At 64.7% G+C, this 24,741-nt stretch carries 23 protein-coding genes; 4 read left to right on the top strand and 19 right to left on the bottom strand.

Features of this window, described 5'->3' with window-relative positions; genetic code table 11:
- Positions 1-19 precede the first annotated feature (19 nt).
- The 13 genes from QM712_RS23540 to QM712_RS23480 all read right to left on the bottom strand — a co-directional run bounded on the left by QM712_RS23540 (position 20) and on the right by QM712_RS23480 (position 14,613).
- Positions 20-1,444: a DUF1254 domain-containing protein gene (locus QM712_RS23540; protein ID WP_415025538.1), complete on the bottom strand. Its 1,425-nt coding sequence runs from the start codon at positions 1,442-1,444 to the stop codon at positions 20-22.
- A gap of 15 nt (positions 1,445-1,459) precedes the next feature.
- A complete protein-coding gene (locus QM712_RS23535; protein ID WP_415025537.1) occupies positions 1,460-2,401 on the bottom strand; it encodes an HlyD family secretion protein in 942 nt (313 codons plus the stop codon).
- Positions 2,401-2,643 (bottom strand): DUF3302 domain-containing protein, encoded by a 243-nt coding sequence (locus QM712_RS23530; protein WP_415025536.1) that lies wholly within the window; start codon positions 2,641-2,643, stop codon positions 2,401-2,403. The genes QM712_RS23535 and QM712_RS23530 overlap by 1 nt, the downstream gene beginning before the upstream one ends.
- Positions 2,640-3,662 carry an HAD family hydrolase gene (locus QM712_RS23525; protein WP_415025535.1) on the bottom strand — a complete coding sequence of 341 codons (1,023 nt, stop codon included), beginning with the start codon at positions 3,660-3,662 and terminating at the stop codon, positions 2,640-2,642. The genes QM712_RS23530 and QM712_RS23525 overlap by 4 nt, the downstream gene beginning before the upstream one ends.
- A gap of 38 nt (positions 3,663-3,700) precedes the next feature.
- Positions 3,701-5,365, bottom strand: a complete 1,665-nt coding sequence (locus QM712_RS23520) for an arylsulfatase (RefSeq protein WP_415025534.1) — start codon at positions 5,363-5,365, stop codon at positions 3,701-3,703.
- Positions 5,366-5,461: 96 nt separating this feature from the next.
- Positions 5,462-6,853 (bottom strand): BatD family protein, encoded by a 1,392-nt coding sequence (locus tag QM712_RS23515; RefSeq protein ID WP_415025533.1) that lies wholly within the window; start codon positions 6,851-6,853, stop codon positions 5,462-5,464.
- The gene (locus QM712_RS23510) at positions 6,850-8,367 is read right to left on the bottom strand and encodes a VWA domain-containing protein (protein WP_415025532.1); all 1,518 of its coding nucleotides are present in this window, start codon (positions 8,365-8,367) and stop codon (positions 6,850-6,852) included. Before QM712_RS23510 ends, QM712_RS23515 begins: the two co-directional genes overlap by 4 nt.
- Positions 8,360-9,358: a VWA domain-containing protein gene (locus QM712_RS23505; RefSeq protein WP_415025531.1), complete on the bottom strand. Its 999-nt coding sequence runs from the start codon at positions 9,356-9,358 to the stop codon at positions 8,360-8,362. The genes QM712_RS23510 and QM712_RS23505 overlap by 8 nt, the downstream gene beginning before the upstream one ends.
- On the bottom strand, positions 9,351-9,842 hold the full coding sequence (locus QM712_RS23500; RefSeq protein WP_415025530.1) for a DUF4381 domain-containing protein: 492 nt from the start codon (positions 9,840-9,842) through the stop codon (positions 9,351-9,353). The genes QM712_RS23505 and QM712_RS23500 overlap by 8 nt, the downstream gene beginning before the upstream one ends.
- Positions 9,835-10,821 (bottom strand): DUF58 domain-containing protein, encoded by a 987-nt coding sequence (locus tag QM712_RS23495; protein WP_415025529.1) that lies wholly within the window; start codon positions 10,819-10,821, stop codon positions 9,835-9,837. The genes QM712_RS23500 and QM712_RS23495 overlap by 8 nt, the downstream gene beginning before the upstream one ends.
- Positions 10,822-10,829: 8 nt before the next feature.
- Positions 10,830-11,840 carry an AAA family ATPase gene (locus tag QM712_RS23490; RefSeq protein WP_415025544.1) on the bottom strand — a complete coding sequence of 337 codons (1,011 nt, stop codon included), beginning with the start codon at positions 11,838-11,840 and terminating at the stop codon, positions 10,830-10,832.
- 89 nt (positions 11,841-11,929) lie between these two features.
- Complete coding sequence (locus QM712_RS23485; RefSeq protein ID WP_415025528.1) at positions 11,930-13,585, bottom strand: arylsulfatase; 1,656 nt, start codon at positions 13,583-13,585, stop codon at positions 11,930-11,932.
- Positions 13,586-13,605: 20 nt separating this feature from the next.
- Positions 13,606-14,613, bottom strand: coding sequence for a formylglycine-generating enzyme family protein (locus tag QM712_RS23480; RefSeq protein ID WP_415025527.1), 1,008 nt, complete (start codon positions 14,611-14,613; stop codon positions 13,606-13,608).
- Between the two features lie 750 nt (positions 14,614-15,363).
- Here QM712_RS23480 and QM712_RS23475 point away from each other — a divergent pair.
- From QM712_RS23475 to QM712_RS23465, 3 genes are all read left to right on the top strand, one after another.
- Positions 15,364-16,329, top strand: a complete 966-nt coding sequence (locus tag QM712_RS23475) for a helix-turn-helix domain-containing protein (RefSeq protein WP_415025526.1) — start codon at positions 15,364-15,366, stop codon at positions 16,327-16,329.
- A gap of 157 nt (positions 16,330-16,486) precedes the next feature.
- Positions 16,487-17,374, top strand: coding sequence for a LysR family transcriptional regulator (locus tag QM712_RS23470; RefSeq protein ID WP_415025525.1), 888 nt, complete (start codon positions 16,487-16,489; stop codon positions 17,372-17,374).
- 172 nt (positions 17,375-17,546) lie between these two features.
- Complete coding sequence (locus QM712_RS23465; protein WP_415025524.1) at positions 17,547-17,906, top strand: RidA family protein; 360 nt, start codon at positions 17,547-17,549, stop codon at positions 17,904-17,906.
- A 110-nt stretch (positions 17,907-18,016) separates the two neighbouring features.
- On the opposite strand, the gene QM712_RS23460 is transcribed toward QM712_RS23465, so the two are convergent.
- From QM712_RS23460 to QM712_RS23435, 6 genes are all read right to left on the bottom strand, one after another.
- Positions 18,017-19,003 carry a cysteine synthase A gene (locus QM712_RS23460; RefSeq protein ID WP_415025523.1) on the bottom strand — a complete coding sequence of 329 codons (987 nt, stop codon included), beginning with the start codon at positions 19,001-19,003 and terminating at the stop codon, positions 18,017-18,019.
- A gap of 171 nt (positions 19,004-19,174) precedes the next feature.
- On the bottom strand, positions 19,175-20,506 hold the full coding sequence (locus QM712_RS23455) for an LLM class flavin-dependent oxidoreductase (RefSeq protein ID WP_415025522.1): 1,332 nt from the start codon (positions 20,504-20,506) through the stop codon (positions 19,175-19,177).
- Positions 20,507-20,509: 3 nt separating this feature from the next.
- Entirely contained in the window at positions 20,510-20,935 is a 426-nt protein-coding gene (locus tag QM712_RS23450) for an OsmC family protein (RefSeq protein WP_415025521.1), read from the bottom strand.
- A 35-nt stretch (positions 20,936-20,970) separates the two neighbouring features.
- Positions 20,971-22,047 (bottom strand): ABC transporter substrate-binding protein, encoded by a 1,077-nt coding sequence (locus QM712_RS23445; RefSeq protein WP_415025520.1) that lies wholly within the window; start codon positions 22,045-22,047, stop codon positions 20,971-20,973.
- Between the two features lie 19 nt (positions 22,048-22,066).
- Positions 22,067-22,795, bottom strand: a complete 729-nt coding sequence (locus tag QM712_RS23440) for an ABC transporter ATP-binding protein (RefSeq protein WP_415025519.1) — start codon at positions 22,793-22,795, stop codon at positions 22,067-22,069.
- A complete protein-coding gene (locus tag QM712_RS23435; protein WP_415025518.1) occupies positions 22,792-23,721 on the bottom strand; it encodes an ABC transporter permease in 930 nt (309 codons plus the stop codon). Before QM712_RS23435 ends, QM712_RS23440 begins: the two co-directional genes overlap by 4 nt.
- Positions 23,722-24,177: 456 nt before the next feature.
- On the opposite strand from QM712_RS23435, the gene QM712_RS23430 reads away from it, so the two are divergent.
- Positions 24,178-24,720: a DUF2889 domain-containing protein gene (locus QM712_RS23430; protein WP_415025517.1), complete on the top strand. Its 543-nt coding sequence runs from the start codon at positions 24,178-24,180 to the stop codon at positions 24,718-24,720.
- The last annotated feature ends 21 nt before the right edge of the window (positions 24,721-24,741 follow it).

The raw sequence follows: 24,741 nt of genomic DNA, 5'->3' as shown, positions 1-24,741 counted from the left end.
TGTAACTGATTCTGTCGTGTCATTTGGTCGAACCGCCTGCCGTTACAGACATTCGTTCGACGTCGGGCAACTTCCAGCTGTGGTCGAACAATGGCTTCTCGGGTCCATACAGGCGGAACAACAGCTCGAACTTCCGGCTCGGGTCGGTCGGGACCCAATTGGCCTCCTTGCCGTCCGGCGCCTTCGGGCCGAAATAGACGTCGATGGACCCGTCCGCGTTTTTCTGGATGCCGTCGCTGATCGAGGCCCGGCTCGCGCGCGGCATGTTGCGGACCAGCGCGTGGGTCTCGCGATCGTAGACCGTCGCCGACCAGTATTGCTTGACCGGCGCGTTGGGCGGCACGATCAGCCGATAGGTGGCTCCGCCGTCGAACGGCTGGCCATCCCTGTCCTTGCCGACCATCAGATAGAACTGCGCGGTCCCGATCCGCTTGATGCCGGTGAAGCCGAGCGTGTAGGTCACGCCGCGTACGTCGACCGGATAGGCATTCGGATCGGCGTAGCCACCCTGCGCGGCTTTCACCATTTCCGGCATCGCCGCCGGGAACCAGCGGATGCCCGGGTTGATGACCGGAAAGCCGGCGTCGTACCATCGCGACAGCAACGCGTGCGCCTCGCGCGCGGCGGAATCGAGGATCTCCTCGGTCTTGCGATCGGGATCGTACCGCTTGCCCTTCTCGATGCCGATCGTCCTGAGCTGATCGATCATCACCCGGTCGCGATCGAGCCAGGGTTCGTTCTGCACCACGCGATCGAGATTGCGGTAGAAGCGCGCATCGTACGGGATGGTGGCGTCGAACATCGTGTCGTACGCATCCGTGAACCTGGTCGGGGGCGGATTGGCGGCCTGTGCCAGCGGATAGACCCTGATCCGCTTGCCGTAGGCGGCGGACTTGTCGATGTCGGACTCGCGGTGACTGGCGAGGCTCGAGCGCAGCAGCGCGAACCCGCTAGACGTGTCGGACCGCAGCGGGATGTACCCGGCGGGCACCTTGCCCTTGTAGTCTGGCGACATGATCAGATATCTGCCGCCCCGCCCCTTGTCGGCTCCCTCGGGGCCGGCATCCTCCAAAGGCATCTGCCAAGCGGTGACGATGTTGCCGGCGATCGAGCCGCCCTGCGCGGGCGGAATGTCGATGACGATGGGGCCGTCCTTCACGTTCCAGAACGACATGAAGTAGATCGAATCCGGGTTCGGCGTCAGCGTCTGGTTCTTCCAGTTCACCGGCTTCGACCAATAGACGACCTCGTTGACCCCGGCCTTCGTGGTCGCGAGCATCGCCTGCAGCATCAGGTCGGTATTTACCGCCGGCATCGCCCAGATCATCGCTTCGACGGCGCGGCGATGGAGATCGCGCGCCGCGAGGTCGTCGGGCGTCGCTTGCGCCTCTGCGGACGCGATCCACAGCATCAGTGCCAATGCTCCGAAGACGCCACGCTTCACGATGATGCCTCCTGCTCAGAACGGGTTGACGTAGTTGAGGATCGCGACCTGGCGAAGGATCACCCGTCGCACGACATGGGTCGGCTTCAGGCGATCGGTGTAGATCGCCGCCGTTCCCGTCGCGCCCGCGGGCAAGCGTGCGGCGAAGGCCGCATCGTCCAGCTTGACGCGCACGACGAACGGAACCGCCTCGATCGCCCTCGGAGCGACGGCCGTGCCCGACGTCTGCGCCTGCCCCGTCGCAACGGCCTGCAGCACGCTTTCGACCTTTCCCGGGAAGATCCGCCCGGGCGCGAACTTGAAGGTGGCTTCGACCTCCTGTCCGGGCGCGATGTAGCGCGCGTCGATCTGATTGATCTCGACACCGATGATCGTGCTCGCCGTGTCGATGAACGCCATCACCGGCGACAAGGGCAGGTTCGACACCCGAGCGCCTTTGCGCAGCGCAAGGTTCGTGACGTAGCCGTCGGCGGGCGCCTTCACCACCGTCTTGTCGAGATTCCACTGCGCGGCCTGAAGCTGGCCCTTGAGCTGGTCAACCTCGGATTGCCGCTGCTCGACGTCGAAGGCGCGGCCTGCATCGCGCTCGTACAGCGTCGTCATCTGCGACAATCGCATCGATGCCAGCTTGAGCTGCGCATTGATCACCTGCACCTGCGCATCGTAAGGCTGCGGATCGATCGTGAACAGCATGTCGCCGGCCTTCAGCGGCGCGTTCGCTACGACCGGCACCTCCGTGACCTCGCCGGCGACATCCGGCACGATCGACACTGCGTTGCGGACGACGAGCGCCGATCCCTGGGGAGCGCCCCATCCCATCGGAACCAGGAGGCCGAACAAGGTCAGGAGCATCACCAGGACCGGCGACACCTTCCAGAACAGGTTGAACGGCACGATCTTGAAGTGCACGAGCAGGAACAGCAGCACGAGATAGCTGTTGATGATCGCGATACCCATCACGCGTCCTCCATCTTGCGTGGTGCGGGCACGTCGACATAGGCCCAGATCAATGCGAGCGGCCAGAAGGCGAGGCCGAAGATCAGCGTGACCCAGCCCGCCACCGTCACGGCCTGCGCCCATGGATGGCCTCGGGTCCTCGCGATATGCCCCGGCAACCAGCCGGCGATGCAGAACACGCCGACGCAGCTCGCCAGCAGGATGAGGAGGACGATCCAGGCAAAGATGTCGTAGCCGCTCATGGCTTGCCTCCTGCCGTCGCGGCGGACGCAGTCAGGGATGGAAAGACCACTTTCCAGTCCCGCTTCATGTCGACGACGGTCCAGCCGGCGGACGCTGCGGCATCGAGGGCCTTGTCGAGCCTGCCGAACTTCGCGTTCCTGTCATAAGCGTATTCGCGCTCCGCATCGGTGTGATGCACGAGACCGGCGAAGCGCGCGCCGGGGCCTGTCGTCGTCCATTGCAGCATTTGCAGGTCACCATCGGAGTTGCCGAACGCAAGGATCGGACGGCGGCCGATGAAACGATTGATTCCGACCGGCTTGCCCGGCCCATCGTCGATGAACTCGACCTTCGCTTCCTTGATCAGTTCAGGTCTGCCATTGGCGCCGGCCTGGAATGTCACGACGCCGGAAGAGCCGATCACCTGCTCGGGTGGGACGCCGTACACACGCTCCATCCACGGCCGCATGAACTCGACGCCGCCCCCTGACACGACGATCGTCTTGAAACCGTTGGCGCGCAGATAGGCCAGCAGCTCCAGCATCGGCTGGTAGACGAGGCTGTCGTACGGACGATCGAAGCGCGGATGCCGCGCCGAAGCGAGCCAATCGCGCACCGAATCCGCGAACGCTTCGGTGGTCATGCCGGCATGCGTGGCCGCCATGATCTGCATCAGGCCCTTCTGGCCGGAGGCCGCGAATGCCCCGGTGTCATGCTGGAGCAGCGCCTTGAACGGTTGCCGCGTCGCCCAGTCCGGATGCTGTGGCGCCATCGCCTTGACCCGATCGATCGCGAAGGCGAGCTGGACATACATCGGCTGCTCAACCCACAGCGTCCCGTCATTGTCGAAGGTCGCGATCCGCTCGGACGTCGGCACGAAATCCGGCGTGCCTTGCGTGGTGACGCGTGCGACGAAGTCGGTCATCGCCTTCTTCGCCGCACCGTCGTTCCAGGATGGCAAGGGATCGGCCGGCTGCGCCATCGCAACGGAGATGGCCGCAAGACACGCAATCAGCATGGCGCCGAACCGGCTCATCATGACCCCTGTCCTTCCCTGCTCGTTGCTTCCTCTCCGAACTATTGCGGCGTCATCCGCTCGAGCTCGTTGAGCCGTTTCAAGGCGGCTTGTTGCCGGAGCAGGCCGTAGTTGATGCCGGAGGCATTGAGCGAACTGCCTTCCTGGTAAGGGTACTGATCGAAGTCGGAGAAGAACTCCTTGATCTTGCCCTGCACGGGCACGATCAGCCACATGTTGCGGGCGAGGAATTCGACGGCTCCACCGCCTTCCTCCAGACCGCGCTCATACGGATCCATGCGCAGGTTTGCGATCAGCGACCATGCCGGCACTTCGCGGGTCGCCGTTGCGATATTGCCCTTGGACGCCGTCGCGAAACTCAGCTTCCAGTCGTTCCACCTGATGGCGTTGAGATTGCCGCCCTGGTCGAAGTAGTAGATCGCATCGCGTGGCGGCGTGGTGGCTTCTCCCTTGAAGAAGGGCATGAAGTTGTAGCCGTCGAGATGGACCTTGAAGTTCTTGCCGCCCGCGCCGGCAAACCCCGTCTTCATCTTCTCCTTGACGTCGGGCACGCCGGCTGCCGCGCAGAGCGTCGGAAACCAGTCGATCAGCGAGATGATCTCGTTGTACTGCGTGCCCGGCTTCACGACGCCCGGCCACCGCACCATCATCGGGATGCGCATGCCGCCTTCCCAGGTGGTGCCCTTCTCGCCGTGGAACGGCGTCTGCGCGCCATCGGGCCACAGGGCGAGTTCGGCGCCGTTGTCCGTGGTGTAGAGGACGATCGTGTTGTCGGCGATGCCGAGATCGTCGAGTTGCTTCAGCAACTCGCCGACCATGCCGTCGTGTTCGACCATGCCGTCGGCATGGATGCCTTTGCCGGTCTTGCCGAGCGAATCCTTCTTCAGATGCGTGAAGACGTGCATCCGCGTCGAGTTGAACCAGACGAAGAAGGGACGGTTCGCCTTGGCTTGCCGGTCGATGAAATCCTTGGCGCCGCCGAGGAACTCCTCATCGACGGTGGGCATGCGGGCGGTGTTCAGCGGCCCCGTATCCTCGATCTTTCCGTCCGCGGTCGACTTGATGACGCCCCGCGGTCCGTACTGTTTCCGGAAGTTCGGGTCCTTCGGATAGAAATAGCCCTCGGGCTCTTCCTCCGCGTTGAGATGATAGAGATTGCCGAAGAACTCGTCGAAGCCATGCTTGGTCGGCAGATGCTCGTCACGATCGCCGAGATGGTTCTTGCCGAACTGGCCGGTGGCGTAGCCCTGGGTCTTCAGGACATCAGCGATCGTCGGCATCCAATCCTGGATGCCATGGGGATCACCGGGCATGCCGATGGTGAGAAGACCGGTCCGGAACGGCTCCTGGCCCAGGATGAAGGAGGCGCGGCCGGCGGTGCAGCTCTGCTGACCGTAGGAATCGGTGAAGATCGCGCCTTCCCGCGCGATGCGGTCGATGTTGGGCGTGCGATATCCCATCATCCCCATCGTGTAGGCGCTGATCTGGGGAATGCCGATGTCGTCACCGAAGATGACGAGAATATTGGGCTTGCGGCCATCGGCCGGCGCTGTGGCAGGCGCGGCCTTCTGGGCTTGCGCGATCGCCTGCGAGGTCAGAGTGGCCGTCGCGACGAGCGCTGACGTCCCGAGCAGCACGGCTCGCCGACCGATAGCCGAATTGTCACCGCATGTGGAATCGGCGACGATGTCATCTCGCTTCTTCATCTCACTGCTCATTTGACACTCCTTGCTGAGGTTGGCCGCTCGCGACTACGACTGCTAATCCTGCGTTCTGCCTGATTGGTCTCCGCCCTGGTTCACTCATCTGGCGGGTGTTCTTCCCGCGTATTCCCGAGTCCTCGAAACGCCGTTCGGATTGAGGTCCCGGCGCGCCGCGTCGCCTCGCCCGCTGCGCCTTCGCAAGTCGCGCCGCGCGGCAGCCGCGTGATGCAACAGCAGACGCGGCGACCAGCGGCTGTGCGGGTCACGCTGCCTTGCGAACAGCTCTGCCTCGATCACGTCGATCTCGCGATCCAGCGCGGGATCGCGGGCGGCGCCCTTGAATGCGCTGAGGGTGTCCAGAGGTTCGGCTGCGTCGAGATGCGGCAGCCAATCGAGCAGCGCGAAATAGGTGCTCCTGGCATCGCGGCGGCGCGCCGCCCGGCGCAGCCGGCTGAATGCGAATGCCTCGGATCGACGATAGGCTTCGCGCCGCCGGCGTCGTGCATCCGTGATGCGTCGCGCGATGCCGGGCGTGAGCCAACCGAGCCCCGCAATGCCGACGGCACCGAGCAGTATCAGCCGCCAATGGTCGGCGGCGAGATCGGTGAGAACGGCCCAATTCCAGCGCTGGTCCGCTCGGTCGGCGGGCGCGGTGCTTCCGGCCGCCGGATTCGCCGCGGCATCGAAAGGCACGGCATCGAGATGAGCCTGCTCAATCCGTCCGCTGCCGATGTTCCACCAGCCGATGTCGATGGCAGGCAGGGCGTATCCGCCGGCACTCTCGATCATGTAGACCGCGCTGTCGACGCGCGCCGATGACAGCATACCGGTGCGCCCCTCGTCCTTGTCCTGCAACGAGGGTTGCGACGGATAGAGCTTGAGCCCATGGATCGCCGGGAATGTCAGCGGCGGCAGCAGCATCGCCGGGGTGCCCTCGGCCCTCACGGTCACTGTCCGCGTGACGGCGTCTCCGACCTTCAACTGGTCCGACGAGCGAACGACGGTCTGCTCGATCGTCAGCTTGTGCGCGGCCAGGAATGGTTGCAGGGCGGATGCCGCATCGGGAATGAAGGCCTGGAATGCGATCGGCGGCAACGCAAGCGTGGCACGGCGCGTCGCCGGCGGTTCGGCGGCGTATTTGACCGTGACCGCTTGAGTCGCGATCGCGTAACTGCCGGGCTCCTGGGGATGGATCGCATATTCGAACCGTACGCCGGCATAGGTCACGCCGTCGTGCTCCTCGGTCTCATTGACGCTCTGAAGCTGCCGAGTCACGGCATTGCGAACCTGGAAGTCCGGCAGTTCCGGCGGCGCCGTCATGTAGTTCGGCGCCAGCACCTCGATCCGCAACGTCGCGGCCTGCCCGACTACGACACGCGATGGATCGATCGTCATCCGCAGGATCGGCTCCGCGCCATTCTGCTGGGCCACCGCCGCCGAAGGCAGAAGCAGGCCGAACATCAAGGCCGCGATGGCGAGCGCATGCTTCATGGCTTCGCCCCTGCCGGTTGCGTTGCGGCCTGGATCGCGAATTTCATCTTGAGGAAGGCCGCCGGTGTGGTCTGGATCTGGCGCATCCAGGCTTCGGCGGCGCCCGCCGTGGTCAGGTCTTCGGGCGTCACCTTGATGGTCTTGCCGCCCTTCTGGGTTGGATCGACGCGCATCTCGTCGGCCTTCTCGTCCGGCGGCGCGCTGTCGTCCTGCTCCTGCTTCTTGCGCTTTTCCTCCTTCGCCCGCAGCGCTGCCATCACGATGGCCCGGTTCGTCGTCGCGGCGGCGTTGCCGGGAGAGATCTTGAGCACCTCGTCATAGGCGGCGATCGCCTTCTCATAGGCATGGTTCTGGGCCTGGGCGTTGCCCAGCGCGAAGCGCCCCTCGGGCGTATCGACGTGCGCGAACGCCTCGGCCGCCGCCAGGAAGTCGAAGGCACGATAGGCGGCGATGCCGCGCCACATCGGATCGGAGAAGCGCTTGGCAGCTGTCGCATAATCGCCGCGCTCGAAGGCGATGCGCCCCTGCTGGTCCGGCGTCAGCCACAGATCGGCAAAGCGGCGTGTCTCCTCCGCCTTTGCGGACGAGATTTGCGCAAGACAGATGAAGGCAACGACCCAGGTCACCGTGGTGCCGCGCCGGAACCAGAGCAGGCTGAGCAGCGCAATCGGCAACAGCAGCCAAAAGCCTTCATCGCGCCATTGCGTGCCGAAGGCATCACCCTGCGCGGCCCGATAGCGTGTCTCGATCCGGCGCTCGAGCGCCCCGATATCGGTGTCGTCGACGCTGACCGGAACGACGTCGGAACGGAGTGCGAGCCCCCCGCCAGCATGCTGCGGCGTGACGCTGAGCTTCACCAGACCATTCCGCCCGGCAGCCTGGCGGACCGCTCCGTCCTCGCCGGCAACGTCGTCGGCAACGACGAGGATCGTCCCCGGCACCGTCTCGGGCGCAAGCGCCTCCGCGGCGAGCGCGACCGCCGCCGTCGTGTTCCTTCCCGCCGCCGGCATCAGTCCGGGTGCGAGCGCCGCGAGGAAAGGTTCGATCACGGCGCGATCCTCGGTCAGCGGCATGACCAGATGTGCAGTGCCCGCGTAAGCGATCAGCCCGGTTCGCGCGCCGCTGCGCGCGGCGAGCAAGTCCCTGATCTTCTGCTTGGCGCGTTCGAGGCGTGTCGGCGCGACATCGCTCTCGCCCATCGATGCGGCGAGCGCCAGCGCGATCATCAACGGCGCCTTGTCCTCGACGAAGGGAGGCAGTTCGCGCCGCCAGGTCGGGCCTGACAACGCGACGATACCGAGCGCGAGCCCCGCGGCGACGAGATAGAGCGGGCTGACGCCCCGCGCGGTGCCCGGCTGCACCACGAGATGGCTGAGCAGATGCGGCGCGATCACCCCGCCCCATTGCGCCTGTGGGCTCTGCCGCCAGCGGATCCATACAAAGACGACGGCCACCGGGATCAGGGCGAGCAGCCAGAGCGGCCGCAACAGATGGAACTGGAGGGCGTCAGGCATGGCCAACTGCCCTCCTCCGGCCAAGCCCGCTTTCCAGCGACAGGCCGAGCCACAGCAGCAGCGCCAGCAACACCGCCGCGCCGAGCGGCCACTGGAACAGCGGCAGCTTCGGCCGCCACGACAAGGTATCGAGCTTCGTTGGCGCGAGACGATCGATATCCGAGTACACCTCCTGCAACTGCCCGCCATCCTCGGCCCGGAAAAAGCGGCCGCCCGTCGTCTCGGCGACGGATCGCAGGACGCCGAGATCGACGCGGTTCTCGCCGCTCGCGGTGGGATCGCCGACCCCGATCGTGTCGACGACCACGCCGTTCTGGCGCGCGATATCGGCAGCGTGCTCTGGCGGCACACGGCTCGCCGTGTCGTTGCCGTCGGTGAGCAGGACCAGGAGCTTCTGCCGCGCCTTGCTTGCCTCGAAGGTCTTGATCGCCAGTCCGATCGTGTCGCCGATCGCAGTCTGCTGGCCGGCCATGCCGACGTCGGTCTGCGCGAGCAACGCGGTCGCGGTCTGCAGATCCTGCGTGAACGGCACCTGCACGTAGGGTCTGGTGCCGAACAGAACCAGCGCGACCCGATCGCCATGCCGCCGCGCGATGAAATCCGTCACCACGCGCTTGACGCCGTCGAGCCGGGTCAGCATCGCGCCGTCCGCGCCGCGGAAATCGCGCTGGTCCATCGATCCGGAGATGTCGATCGCGAGCATCAGGTCTCGTGCGGAGACTTCGCGCGTCACGGGATCGCCGACCCATTGCGGCCGCGCCAGCGCGGCGACGACCAGCATCCAGATCAGGGCCGCCGTCACCATCTGGACTCGCCGCCGCTGCAGGACGACGGCGCCGCGCTGCGGCGTCTGGCCGGTCGCAGCGGCAAGACGGTCGAAGAACGGAACCATCACCGAGGCTTGCCGCGCGCGATAAGGCGGCAACAGCCACCACACGAGCAGCGGCAGCGGCAGGATCACCAGCATCCATGGCCAGGCGAGCTCAAGCATGGTGCCCCCTGATCCAGCGCCGTACGAGATGCTGCAGCGATTGCAGGTCGCCTGCATGCACAACGGTCCGCCCATAGGGCGCGCTTGCCAGCAGGCGTCCCGGACCGTCCGAAAATTCGTGTCCCCCATAGCTACGGTCGAGGAATGCAAGCCAGGACGCGCCCATGAGCGGCGCGACGGTTTCCCGGGGAAAGGCATCCAGTGCCGTCCGCCGCACCAGCAGTGCAAGACTTGCCGCAACGCGATCCGGAACGGCGGAGGGTGTCCGCATCAGCCGATCGAGCTCGGTGAGCGCCGCACGCCGATAGCGATTGGCACGAAAGCGGGCGAGCAGCGACCAAGCCGCGACAGCAAGACCGATGACGGCGAACGCGATCACGATCCGCAAGCTCCATGTCGCGGGCAACAGGCTCACAGGGTGCGGCAGCGGGATATCGACCAGGCCCGCGACGGGATCGGTGATCACTGGTTGAGCCTCAGCCAAGGGCGGCCTCCGGCTTTGCATGAGCACCACCACGACCGTGCCGGGCCGGCAGGCCGCCGAGCATGCGCCGGAGCTGCGGCACGGTCTCCTCCGCCGCGCTCAGGGGCAGCACCGGAATGCCGAGTTCGTGCGTCCACGCGAACACGCCCTGCAGGCGGTCGTGCGAGGCCTGCGCAATGCTTTTGCGGACGTTCTCGCGGCCGACCTCGAGCTGGATCTGCAGCTCGCCATCGGTGATGGTCATCCGGCTCGAGACCGGCAGGTCGCTTTGCAGGGGATCGTGAACCAGGACCGCGATGACATCGTTGTGCCGGGCCATCGCCCCGATCATCTTGCGTGTCGCGTCGTCGGCGCCGTCGAAATCGCTGATGATGACCACCACGGCGTCATGCATCGCGCGCCGCGTGGCGTGGTCGAGCGCATTGTTGAGCATGCCGGAGGCCGTGGTGATGCCGCGCCCGACGCCGAGCGCCTGGTTCTGTGCGACGATGGTCGACAGGATCTGCAGCACGGTCGCGCGGCTGCGCCGGGCTGCCAGTTCGACGACATCGCTGTCGTTGAACACGATCGCACCGACGCGGTCGCCGACACCAAGGATCCGCCATGCGCCGATCGCGGCGGCTTCCGCGGCAGTGACCGATTTCAAGGCGCGCCGGCTGCCGAAGAACATCGACAGGCGCTGGTCCACCACCAGCAAGGCCTGACGATCTCGCTCCTCGTTGAAAACCCTGACATGCGGCTTCTGCAGCCGCGCCGTGACCTTCCAGTCGATCTCCCGGACATCGTCGCCGGGGCGATAGTCCCTGATCTCCTCGAAGTTCAGCCCGCGACCGCGCATGCGCGAGGCAAACCGTCCGGACAGAAGACTATGCGCCGGCTGGCGCGGCAGGAACGACACCCTGCGATCCCTGTATTCGAGCGCTATCAGATCGTCGAGATCGACATAGACACCCGGCGTTTTCGCTGATGTCCCGGTCATCCCGATCCTCACGCTGCGGCAACGAGTTCGGCGATCTTGTCGATCACCTGGTCGGGGCTGACGCCCTGCGAAACGGCCTCGTAGCTCAGGATCAGCCGATGCCGCAGGCAGTCGTGCATCACGGCGCGGACATGGTCGGGCGTCACGAAGTCCTGCCCGTCGAGCCATGCCCGCGTTCGCGCGCAACGGTCGATGGCGAGGCTGCCGCGCGGGCTGGCCCCGATCTGAATCCATTTGCTCAAGGGCTCGCCGTAGCGGCCCGGAAATCGCGTCGCATAAATCACGTCGACGATGTACTTCTCGGCGAGATCGGAGACGAAGATGCCGTCGATCTCGCCGCGCGCGTCGAGAATCGCCTGTTGCGGCACCGGCGGCGGGGTGGCGGCACCCGCTTCCGCCTTCTGCGCATTCTCGGCACGATTGAGCTTGATGATCTCGCCTTCGGTGGCCTCGTCGGGATAGGTGATCACGACGTGCATCAGGAACCGGTCGAGTTGCGCCTCCGGGAGCGGATAGGTGCCTTCCTGCTCGATCGGGTTCTCGGTCGCGAGCACCATGAAGAGATCGGGCATCCGGTAGGTCTTGCCGGCGACGGTAACCTGACGTTCCTCCATCGCCTCCAGCAGCGCGGACTGCACCTTGGCCGGGGCTCGATTGATCTCGTCGGCGAGGACGAGGTTGGCGAAGATCGGCCCCTTCTGAAACTGGAATTGGCCGCCCTTCTCGGTCTGCAGGTAGATCTCGGCGCCGGTCACATCGGACGGCAACAGGTCTGGGGTGAACTGTACGCGCGACAGATCCGCAGCAAGATTCTTCGCCAGCGTCTTCACCGCGCGCGTCTTCGCCAATCCCGGCAGGCTCTCGATCAGGAGATTGCCGTTGGCGAGCAGGCCCATCAGCATGCCGTCGACGAGGTGATCCTGTCCGAGCACGGACTTGCCGATGCGCGCCTTGAGCTCGAGGATGGCCCCGCGCGCAGGCGACGGCACGCCCGCCGTCGGCGACTTTTCGGTGGTCATCGCGCTCGCCTCGGCCATGCCCTCATCGCCTCGGTTCATTGCCGCCGATTCCGCCACGCCGGTTCGGTCCGGCGTGGCGCGGCGGAACGCTACTTCGCGCCCGGTTTGGCGAAATTCGCCTTGATCTTCGCTTCGACGTCGCGCGCGACCTGGTCGATCGAGAAGCTCGCGGGCTCCTGGCTCGGCGGATATTCGACGAAGGATTGCAGGAACACCGCCGCATGGGTGGTGACCTGCGCGATGATGAAATCGTTGCGCGCCAGCCAGTCGAAATACTGATCGGATACGATATCGGCCCGCTCGAACGGATCCATGCGGAGATGGAACAGTTTCGGGACGCGCAACGAGGTGAATGGCTCCATCCAGACCTGAAATCCGCCCGGGTGCTTCATCTCGACGAAGACGGCCTTCCAGTCGCCCAGACGATAACTCACCAGAACGCCATCGTCGTTGAAGTAGGCGAATTCGTTGCGCGCACTCTTCGGCTGCTGTCCCGTGAAGAAGGGGAGCTGATTGTAACCGTCCAGATGCACCTTGAAGGTCTTGCCGCCAATGTCGGTCCCCTTCAGCAACCGATCCTTGATGTCAGCGTCGCCGGCAGCCGCGAGAAGCGTCGGGAACCAGTCGAGGCCGGAGACCATCTCCGTAGAGACTTCGCCGGGCTTGATGCGTCCCGGCCAGCGGATGATCGCCGGCACGCGGAAAGCGCCTTCGAAGTTCGAGTCCTTTTCGTTGCGGAAGGGAGAGGTCGCCGCGTCCGGCCACGTCCACCGGTTCGGGCCGTTGTCGGTCGTATAGATGACGATCGTGTTCTCGGTGATCCCGAGGTCGTCCAGCGTCTTCAGCAGCCTGCCGACGTCGCCGTCATGCTCGATCATGCCGTCCGCGTAATAATTGCCGGGCATGCCGCTCTGACCGATCATCGAGGGGCGCACATGCGTGAAAAGATGCATGCGCGTGAAGTTCATCCAGCAGAAGAACGGGCGGCTGGCCTTGACCTGCCGCTGGATGAAGTCGATGCAGGCGTCGGACGTCTCGTCATCGATCGTCTCCATCCGCTTCTTCGTCAGCGGACCCGTATCCTCGATCTTGCCGTCGGCGCTGCATTTCAAGACGCCCCGCGGGATCTGTTTGAACAACGGGTCGTTCTTGGGGAATGTCGGATTCTCCGGCTCTTCCTCCGCGTTGAGGTGATAGAGATTTCCGAAGAACTCGTCGAAGCCATGCTTGGTCGGCAGATATTCGTCACGGTCGCCGAGATGGTTCTTGCCGAACTGCCCGGTGGCATAGCCGAGCGGCTTGAGCGCCTGCGCGATGGTCACGTCGCGGTCCTGCAGTCCGACCGTCGCTCCGGGAACGCCGACCTTGGAGAGGCCGGTGCGCTTGCAGGACTGGCCGGTGATGAAGGTCGACCGCCCCGCCGTGCAACTGTTCTCCCCGTAATAGTCGGTGAACATCATGCCTTCCTTGGCGATGCGGTCGATGTTGGGCGTCTTGAATCCCATTACGCCGAACGAATAGCAGCTCAAATTCGTCTGCCCGATGTCGTCGCCGAAGATGACGAGGATGTTCGGCTTCCGCTCGGATGATGTCCCTGAAGGGGCAGCCGCCGGCGCCGCCTTCTGCGCCTGCGCCAGGGCTTCCGATGTCAGCGCTGCTGCGGCGACGATGGACGTCGTTCCGAGCAGAACCTTCCGGCGGTCGATGGTCTGGTCCGTGTCGACGTCGGTCTTCTCGCTACTCATGCGGCGCTCCCTGTTCTTCTTCAGACGCTTTTCATGGTGGTCGGGGACGAGGCGGGCCGCGCTGGCCGGATGACGCAGCGGAAGCCGACATGGCTGGTCGAGGTGTCGACCGGTTCGGCGTGGCGCGCGGCGGGGCGATAGCGGCGGCAATAATTCGGGGCGCACAGATGCGAGCCGCCCTTCAGGACCTTGCGCGGGATCCTGATCGCGGGCTGGCACGGATCGTAGCTCGCCTCCTCGCCGCCGCCGCGCGGGTTCTGCGGAATGCAGCAGGGCTTTGCGGCATCGGCTTCATGCCGGGCGGACCACCAGTCCGCGGTCCACTCCCAGACGTTTCCGATCATGTCGTGAACGCCATAGCCGTTCGGCGGGAATGCGGTGACCGGCGACGTGCGATCGAAGCCGTCTGCGCAGATGTTCTGCGTCGGGAAATCGCCTTGCCAAATGTTGGCCATGTGCTTGCCGCCCGGCATCAGCGCATCGCCCCACGCAAACTCCTGATCCTCGAGGCCGCCGCGCGCGGCGAACTCCCACTCCGCTTCCGTCGGCAGGTCCTTACCGGCCCAATTCGCATAGGCCAAGGCGTCGGCGTAGGCGACGTGCACGACCGGATGGCTGCCGAGGACGTTGATGTTGCTTCGCGGTCCGTAGGGATGACGCCAGTTCGCTCCCTTCAGGAAGGTCCACCACTGACTCCAGTCGCGAAGCGAATGGACTCGCCGAGGCGGCTGGAACACCAGCGAGCCGGCATAGAGCATATGCGGCAGCGCGCCGGGATAGTCCGCGGGATTGGGCGGCCTTTCCGCGACGGTGATATGACCTGTCTCCCGCACGAAGGCCCGAAATTGCGCATTGGTGATCGGCGTGCGATCGATCCAGAAGCCGTCCACCGTCGCGCGGTGGGACGGCGCCTCCTCCGGATAGTGATGGTCGGAGCCCATGCGAAACGTGCCACCGGGAATCCAGACCATATCCGCGGTCGGAATGTCCGGAGAAGCGTCATTGGCCGCGATGTTGGCGTGAGACATGGCGAGGCACCCGTCCGTGCACTACCGAGGACAATCGCTCCGGAAATCCTGCGTCCTTGATGGATCGGTGTCGCCGCACGGTCCGACCGCGACCTCGCCGCGTCGCACAACAGCGCGCTCGTCGATGACGTCACTTTCTCGTGCGTCGCGCTTCACTGGCGACCTTGGCGCCAGGGAGTCGAAGTGCAGCACGGACGCAGGACTCATCGCCCGTGCGCCTGGTCCAATGGGTGTCGTTCGAAAAAATCGGTCGAAGGTTAATGTCTGATGTTCTTGGCGATCGAACGTTGTTGTCTTCAACTGCATTGCTACGCCTCCCATTTCCTCCGCCAGCAGCCCCTGACGGGTCTCGATACGTCAGCCCTTCTTCCCTTCCTTCGATTCCTTCATGCGCACGCCAGCGTGCACAGCCGCCATTGAGGGCAACTCCACCTGACGTTGTTACAGGCAAAATTCCCTTTGAGCTTCAAACGATACCTCAACTCGCCTTGCATGTGATGTGCAGTTTGTGCCAATCATTCGAGCACCACTGCCAAGCTTAACGGAGAATGTTCCGAATTCATCAACCTGCCGATGCGCGCGCCGATTTCTCTGAAAAATAAAGACAAATGCGCGCGCTCGCCATTTCAGGACATGATGCTGCCATTTGAATCAGCGCTGTCATGACAGGTTGTTAAATAAAGTGGTTCATTGCTGATTGCGATCTCTTGGCTTCGACATCTTAGTCGCGTTGCAGTTGCAGGTGAGGAGATGGGCGAACATCTCTCGGTGAGCACGGGCGTTCTCGACAGTTTTGAAGGGCTTCATCAGGCCGTGAAAGGCTCGCATGTCGACGTCATGCAGCTTGAGCGCGGCAGGCTTCACGGCACCCTGTCCCATGTCGGGATCGGCGGCTTCTCGCTCAGCATCGGTACCTTCAATGTCGGTGTGCGCACGCAGCGCATCGCCACCGACGAGAAGCTCATCATCGGCATGCTGCTCAGTGCGAGGGGCCGCGTCACGCACTGGTCTTTCGACATGCAGCCTGCGGATGTTCTCGTCATTCCTCCCGCGACGGAGCATGACGGGATTTTCCAGAGCGCCTCCTCTTATGCGGCGATCCGCTTCGACCCCGCAGAGCTCCCCGACGTGTTCGCCGGCGAGCCGCGGCTCTGCGATGCCGCCGCCTGGCGCGAGAAGAACCATTATCGCGCGCGTGACACGATCGGCATGGTCGCGGCGGACAGGCTGTCGCAGATCGTCGCGCATCTCACGCGATATGGGGACGCGCTGTCGGACTCGTCGGCTGAATTCTGGAAACGGGCGATCATCGAATGCGTGACCGCGACCGTGGTCACAGCGCTTCCGCCTGACGATTTCGGCCACCTGCCGTCGGCGATGAAGCTGGTTCGAGATACCGAGGATTATCTGCAGGAAGCGGGAACGCGGCCGGTTCACATCTCGGAAATCTGCTCGGTCCTTCGCCTGTCCCGGCGCAGCCTGCATCGCGCCTTCCATGAGGTGTTCGGCATCGGTCCGGTGACGTTTCTGCGTCACAAGCGGCTCTGCACGATTCACTCCGTCCTGCGCGAAAGCAGCCCCCGGGATACCACGGTCACGGAGGTCGCCCTCCAGCAGGGCTTCGTCGAGCTCGGCCGCTTCTCGCAATATTACCGCGCCATGTTCGGCGAGTATCCGTCGCAGACGCTCGGCGCGTCCGGGCTGACGGTGTGCTGACATCCGACCTTGCGGGAGGTCGGGCGCCACGACGGTCCGCCGGCGCGCGGATGACCTTGCGCATCGGCCGCACCTCTGCCACATCGGCCTGTCTCACGGGCGGATGATCGCCCCGCGACCGGGACTCGCGGCGGCTGGCAGGCGGAAAGCACGATCGATGGATTGGGAGAAGGTTCGTGTCTTCCTGGAGGTGGCGCGGGCGGGCAAGATATCCAAGGCCGCGACGAATTTGCGGCTCAATCATACGACGGTCGCACGGCAGCTGACGGCGCTGGAATCGAGCCTGAACACGAGGCTGGTCGAGCGGCACACCACCGGGTGCACGCTCACCGCGGCGGGCGAGGCGCTGGTGGCGGCGGCCGAACGCGCGGAAAGTGAATTTCTTCGCGTGGGATCAAGTCTCGGCAATGTCGCCGAGGAGCTCGTTGGCACAGTTCGCGTCGGCGCGCCGGACGGGCTCGGCAACTATTATCTGGCCAACCAACTCGGCCTGCTGGCGGAACGACATCCCGGGCTCGTCATCCAGCTCGTGCCGCTGCCTCGGACTTTTTCCCTGTCCCGGCGGGAGGCCGACATTGCAATCACACTGGATCGGCCGAAGCAGGGGCGGCTGATCGTGTCGAAGCTGACCGACTACACGCTCAGTGTCTACGCATCCAGGCGTTATCTCGAACGAGAAGGTCCGATCGACGACCAGACCGATCTGGCCAATCGCCTGTTCGTCACCCAGGTTGAAGACTTGATCTATAGTCGCGCCCTCGAGTACACGGCCGTCCTTGGACGCCTGATGTCCCGCCGCTACGAATGCGGCAGCGTCGTCGCGCAATTCGAGGCCGTCAGGAATGGGCACGGCATCGGAATCCTGCACGATTATGCCGCCCAGCGTTGTCCGGAACTCCAGCGTCTGCTGCCCAGCATTCGCTTTGTCCGAAGCTACTGGCTGGTCTCGCACCCCGATACGCATGAGACCGGGCGCGTGCAGGAAGTCTATCGCTTCATCACCTCATCGATCAGGGCCGCGCGCTTCTCGTTCGATGAAAGCTGACCGACCGGGGACGGAGGAATGACGGCGACGCAGACCGGCGCCCATGGCCACGACGTCATGCCCCGGACGGATTTTCCGGTGACGCCGAACAGGCTAACATCCAGCTCGGGCGCCACGGACGCAGGAATGTGCCATAGGTCACGCCCGCCCCTACAACATCATCGGTGACTTTATGATCAAGCGTGTCTTGCCGTACGAAGGATTGCTCCACGAGGTGGTCGAGCACAATGGCGTGCTCTACATCGGCGGCATCGTTCCGGAGGACAGGAGCCTCGACATGGCCGGTCAGGCAAACGACGTGCTCGGCCAATTGTCGCGTTTGCTGGAGCCTCTCGGATCCGACCTTTCCTGCGTCCTGCAAGTTACCATATTCGCAACGGACCTTGGCGAGAAGCCCGCCTTCAACACGGTGTGGAAAGCACACTTTTCCGAGGCTCATCTGCCGGCACGCGCCATGATCGGCGTCGCGGACCTCGGTCAGGGCGTCAAACTCGAGCTGACGGCGATCGCGGCGCGCCGAAGCCCGGGCTGAGAGCAAGCGGCACCGGTGAGACCGGCACACCTCGCAGTGTGTTGTAACGCGGTTGCCGCCTTTGACGTTGGAACGGGGGAGACGCTGTCCAACAGTCCGGTGGCGACCCGCTAGCTCATCCAGCGCGGTATCGGCAGGTTCTTCCCGCGCAGGAAATCCGGGTTGAACAGCTTCGATTGATACCGCTGCCCACCGTCCGCAAGAACGGTCACGATGGTTTTTCCCGGACCCAGGTCGCGCGCCAGTCGCATGGCTCCGACGATGTTGATGGCGCTCGAGCCACCGAGCACCAGTCCTTCATGCTCGATGAGGTCGAAAAGGACGGGCAAGGCTTCCTCGTCCCTGATCTGGTACGCCGTATCGATCGGCGTGCCCTCCAGATTCCTGGTGATGCGGACCTGCCCGATGCCTTCGGTGATCGAATCTCCTTCCGCCGTCAGCTCGCCTTTGGTGAACCAGTTGAAGAGCGCGGCCCCCATGGGATCGCTCAGCGCGATCTTGATGTCGGGATTTCGCTCCTTGAGAGCTCGCGCGACGCCGCCCAAGGTGCCGCCGCTTCCGACGGCGCAAGTGAAGCCGTCGATGCGTCCGCCCGTTTGCTGCCAGATCTCCGGACCGGTCGTCCGATAGTGGCCCTCCCGATTGGCCACGTTGTCGAATTGATTGGCCCAGAAAGCGCCGATCTCTTCGGCGAGTTGACCGGAATAGCGCGCATAATGACCGGGGTTGGAATACGGCACGGCGGGCACGAGGCGCAGGTCCGCGCCACACAACCGCAGCATGTCCTTCTTCTCCTGACTTTGCGTGTCAGGCATCACGATCACGCTCCGATAGCCGCGTGCATTCGCCACAAGCGCGATGCCGATCCCGACATTGCCGGCGGTCCCCTCGACGATCACACCGCCGGGCTTGAGCTTGCCCGTTCGCTCGGCATCATCGATCATGGCGAGTGCCGCGCGATCCTTGATCGAACCGCCGGGATTGAGAAACTCGGCCTTGCCGTAGATCTCGCACCCTGTAGCCTCCGACGGCATTCTCAGCCTGATCAGCGGCGTGTTGCCGATGGAGTCCAGAAAACCCGTTCGGATACCGTTCATCGCCTGCCCACCTTCGCGCACCCCGAACTTTAGGCTGCCAAGCGAGCAATTCGGTTCTCTAGTTCAGGCGAAGCGCGCGAGGTTTTGCACGCCAAACCGATAGAATCAGAAATTCCGTTTCCCAGGGGCCTTTCATCTCCGCCTTTGACATGCCCTGGAATGCGCTGACCCTCAGCCGGCCGGGCGAGGCAGGCCGAGCGAATCCCGCAGGGTCGAACCATCGTACTCGGTGCGGAACAGGCCGCGGCGCTGCAGCTCCGGCACGAGGCCGTGGACCAGCTCCTCCAAGCCGCCCGGAAGATAGGGGACCTGCAACATGAAGCCATCGCAGGCGCCGGCCTCGAACCACTCCTGCATGCGATCGGCCACCGTGCCCGGCGTGCCGCTGAATCCGCTGGTGGTTCTCCCCGCACCATAGCGTCGTCCCAGGTCGGCGAGGCTCAAGCCGGAGCGCCGCGTCAGCTCGGAGACCTCGCGATAGTGGCCTTCGACTCCGGGGACATCGAGATTCTCCGGCAGGACCTGATCCTGCGGGAAGCGCGAGAGGTCGACGCCGAGATGATAGGACAGGGTCGAGAGACCGGATTCGGGATGCGAGAGTTCGTGGAGCTCGTCGTGCAGCGCTTTCGCCTGCTTGTCGGTGTCGGCGATGACCGGAACGATGCCGGGCAGGACCTTGAGCGTGTCCGGATCGCGGCCGAACCGCACGGCGCGGGCGCGCAGATCGTTGCGGAATTCGACCGCAACGTCGATCAGGCCCGGCGTCACGAAGATGACTTCCGCCCATCGCGCCGCGAAATCGCGGCCACGATCGGAGGCGCCGGCCTGGATGAAGACAGGGCGGCCTTGCGGGGGCCGGCTGACATTGAGCGGGCCGCGCACGTTGAACCATTTGCCGGAGTGATCGATCCGGTGCACCTTTGCGGGGTCGGCGAACAGCGGCGCCTGGCGATCCCGGACCAGCGCCCCGTCCTCCCACGAATTCCACAGCTTGGTCACGACTTCGAGGAACTCGTCGGCGCGCTCGTAACGCTGGTCGCGCGAGAGCTGCTCGGTGAGGCCGAAATTGCGCGCCTCCCCCTCCTGGAACGAGGTGACGATGTTCCAGGCAGCACGGCCGCCGCTGAGATGATCGAGTGTCGCGAGTGCGCGCGCCAGCGTATAGGGCTGGGCATAGGTCGTCGAGATGGTCGCGCCGAGGCCGAGATGCTTCGTCGCTCCCGCGATGATCGAGAGCACGACCAGCGGATCGAGCCGCAGCGCGCCCAGCGCACCGTAGCGGAGCTGGCTGTCGAGGCTGCCGCCCAGCGTATCCGGGATCGCCAGGATGTCCGCAATGAAGAGCAGATCGAAACGTCCCTGCTCCAGTAGCCGGCCGATATTCTGGTAGTAGGCGGCGGACAGGAGATCGCCGTCCGCTTTCGGATGCCGCCATCCGGCGTGGCTGCCGGAGACCGGCCCCGCGGAGACGAAGGCGGCGAGATGAAGCTTCTTGTCAGGCATGGGTCAGCTCACTGTCCACGATATCTCGACGGGGCCGCCACGCTTCAGCGTGTTGTAGATCGGGCAATTGGCGGTGAAGCCGGCGACGAGTGTCTCGGCTTCCTGCGCCGTCACGCCGGACAGGCGCAACGTGATGCGTATCCACTCGTACTGCGTCGGATCGGTGGCGTGGCGGCGGAACGAGACCTCGGATCCGGCCTCGCGCAGACCGATCTCCTGCTCCTTCGCCGTCTTCTGGATCAGACCGAGCGAGCAACTGCCGAGAGACGACAACAGCAATTCGCCGGCGGTGATCGCCTCCCCGGGGCCGCCAACAGCCACGCGTTGATCGGAGATGAAATGGTTCTTTCCTGCACTGAGCAGGTAGCGGCCGAACTGGCCGATGGTGGCAGACGTAATCGAAACCGTCTCGCCGGCTTGCGCGTTCATGATGCTTCTCTGTTTTGTTGGCGGGTCGGCGCTGCTTATGCGCCGAGCTCCAGCGCGACCGCCTTCTTGGCAGCGTCGAATTGCGCACCGAGCAGGAACGATCGAACGTCGACCTTGCTCGGCAGCACGCCGAGGGCCTGGAAATTGTCGGCGAGATCCTGGGTCGACGCCGCGGCGGCTTCGTCGATCGGCTTCAGAGACACGGCGGTCGATTCGGACAACCTGGCATCGCGGACGAGCTTCTCGTAGACGGCCTGTTCGGTCCCGTTCGGCGGGAAGCCGCCCTGCGACGCCCACAGCGCGACGGATTCGGCCGGATGCGCGAAGATGTAGGCCTGCGTCTCCCGGATGATCTTCACGAACTTGGCGAAGACCTGCGGATACTTCGTCGCGACGTCGCTGCGCGCCACGTAGAAGGCGTAGTCGTAGGTCTTCACGTCCGGCAGCAGGCGCGCCTTGCCGCCGAGCTTCGTCAGCGCGAGCGCCGTCGCCGGCTGCCAGTGGATCCAGCCATCGATGCTGCCTTGCGCGAAGGCTGTGAACGCGTCCGCCCCGCTCAGGCTGACGGCCGTGACATCGGACAATCTCAGCCCCGCAGTCTCCAGATATTTGATCAGGCTGTAGGTGCCGGTCGTTCCGTTCTGATGCGCGATCTTCTTGCCTTTGAGATCGGCCGCGGTCTTGATCGGGGAATTGGCCTGCACCAGGAAATCGACTTCGTGGACCGGCAACGGATAGGCCGCGAGCGGCACGATCGGAACACGCGCCGGAACCGCGTTCACGACCGCGGTCGCGGTGGCGAATGTGAAATCGACGGACCCTGCCTTGATCGCCTCCATCACCGGAAGCGACGCCGTGAAGCCGGGCTGCCAGACGATCTTGGTGCCGAGCTCCTGCTCGATATTGCGGCCGCCCACGCCGGCGCGCAGCGAAGCCCAGACGCCGGTGCGGCCGTCTCCGATCACCGCGACGGTCAGCTGCGGCGGCGCCGGCTCGGCCGCCTTCGCGCGCGGCATTCCACCCAGACCTGCCGATGCTGCGGCAAGTCCCGCGCCGACCGACAACACCGTTCGCCGCGAGACGCGACCGTTCGTCGAGCCACTGGAAGTCATATCGTCATCCTTTCGTTTCTTATGCAACGGCAGCCAGGTCGCGCTCGGCCGTCAGCAAGCCGTCGAGCAGCTCTTCCTTCAGGGTCGCCAGCGCCGGATCGCCGCGATGCCGGGGACGCGGCTGATCAAAAACAAGGTCGCGCGCGATGCCGCCGTCCTTCACCAGGAGCACGCGATTGGAAAGCAGCAACGCTTCCTCGACGTCGTGCGTCACAAGTACGACCGTACGAGGCCGCGCGATCAGCAACTGCCCCAGCAGCAACTGCATCGCGGCGCGGGTGATGGCGTCGAGCGCACCGAACGGCTCGTCGAGCAGCAACAGGTCCGGCTCGTGGATCAGCGCCCGCGCCAGCGCCACACGCTGGCGCTGGCCGCCGGACAGTCCGATTGGAAACTCGTTCTCGCGTCCCTGCAGCCCGACCGCCGCCAGAATGCGCATCGCCTCGTCCCGCCGCCCCTTGAGGCCCAACAGGACATTGCCGAGAACCGTCCGCCACGGCAGCAGGCGATCCTCCTGGAACATCAGGCGGACGTCCGCCTTGTGCCCCGTCGTGCGCAATTCGATGCGGCCGCGCGAGGGCAGGTCCAGCCCCGCGACGAGGCGCAGCAGCGTCGACTTGCCGGCTCCGCTTGGCCCGATGATCGAGACGAACTGACCGGCGGCGATATCGAGATCGACCCCGTCCAGAACCGTGCGACCGGCGAACGATTTGCCGATCGAGCGCAGGGTGACGCTAGCTCCGCTCATGCCTTCACCCGATCCGCATAGTTCGGATGCCAGCGCAGCAACCGACGCTCGATCAGGCGCGTGATGAAGTCCGACAGCCAGCCCGCAATGGCGTAGAGAACGATGGCCAGCACGATGATGTCGATGCGCAGCAGTTCGCGGGCGTTCTGCACGAGGTAGCCGACGCCGTCGCGCGAGGCGATCGTTTCACCCACGACGAGCGTGAGCCAGGCCACGCCGAGCGCATAGCGCATGCCGACCAGGATCGGCTGCAGCGCCGCCGGCAGAATGATGGACCAGACCAGCTCGGCGCGGCCGAGACCGTAGGATTTTCCAAGCTCAACCAGCTTGGGATCGACATTGCGGATACCGCCGACCGTGTTGATGTAGACCGGAAAAAGCGAACCCATCGCGACGAGAATGAGCCGGGGCTCCTCCCCGATCCCGAACCAGAGGATCATCAGCGGCACCAATGCCAGGTGCGGAATGGTCCGGATCATCTGCAGCGACCGGTCGAAGAGATCGTGCACGGGCTCGAACAGCCCCACGGCAAGACCAAACAGCAATCCGCCGATCGCGCCGATGCTGAAGCCGATCGCAACCCGGCGCAAGCTGACGAGGATGTCGTGCTGCAATTCACCGCGCTCGGCAAGCTGCCGGGCGGCTTCCCAGATGTCGGATGGAGCCGGCACGATCGCCGTCGACACGATCCCGGTCGCCGACAGGAATTGCCAGATCAGCAGCAGGCCGAGCGGCAGGAGCCAGGGCAGAAGGAATGAACGCCATGCGAAGCCGCGGCCGCGCGACGACGATTTCTCGGACAGATGGGCAATGTCGGCAACCACCGTCACCACGACTTCGCCGGCGCGCGGAATCGAGCCCGTGCGAGGGTCCGCGAGCGCCGCTGTCGCATCGGCGGACCTGGAAATTAGCGACGCATCCGTCATGAAATCGAACTTGCTCCGTCTCACTTGAGACGGCGCCACCATCGCAAACTACGGCGCGCAATTCGATGGTAGCAAAATTCATTTTTCGCGCGCCCGCACGAATGCCGTTCTACGTTTCTCCGCCCTTCGCAGAATGTCTTTTCAATTTGACGAAGTGCGACGCGAATTAACCGAACCGGCAAGGCACGTTTCGAATCCGGGTCCGAGCCCACGCGCGGCCGCAACGGCAACTGATGGGTATTCAACGAAAATCTTGCAGCGCCTGGGCGAGTTGGTGCCGGTCGGCCGATGAGATTTGGGCGTGCTCGGGGCGCTGCGGCCGAACAACGCATGGCGCCGTGCGGCCGGCGGATGTTGACATCCGCAGGGACGGTCGATTGGATTGCAGAAAACATAAAACCGCGAGCATACACGCCGATGTCCGACGCCAATGCCGATGGGAAGCCCCGCCGATTGATGCACCGGCGTTCGGTCGAGTGCCTCGGTTACCTCAGGGACGACGGTCTCTGGGAGGTCGAGGCGCGACTGGTCGACACCAAGCCCTATCCGCGGCAGGACCGCTATCGTGGCGAACAACAGCCGGGCGACCCCGTGCACGACATCCGATTGCGACTGGCGGTCGACGAGACGTTCCTGATCCACGAGGCCGGCACGACGATGCAGTCGACGCCCTACCCCTCCTGCCTCGACGTCGAAGGGATCCTTCAGCGCCTGGTCGGCGAACGTATCGGCAAGGGCTGGCGCGACACGGTGCGACACAAGATCGGCCGGCTCGAGACCTGCACCCATCTGCAGGAACTTCTGGGCCCCGCGGTGACGACGCTGTTCCAGACCGTGTCGTCCAGCAAGGATCCGGAAAGCCGCGGTGCGCTGGAGCGCTCGCACGAGGCGACCAAGCCGCCATTCTTCGTCGGCGGCTGCTATTCATGGCGGCTGGACGGGCCTGTCGTCGCCGAGATGTTTCCGCAATTCGCGACCGGCCCGAAACCCCAGAGCTGAAGCCGGCATGCGCGCCCGGCC

It is taken from the genome of Bradyrhizobium sp., from assembly GCF_047605465.1.
Taxonomy (GTDB): Bacteria; Pseudomonadota; Alphaproteobacteria; order Rhizobiales; family Xanthobacteraceae; genus Bradyrhizobium.
The sequence above is the reverse complement of the archived record's forward strand: the minus strand, read 5'-3'. Positions and strand labels throughout refer to the sequence as shown.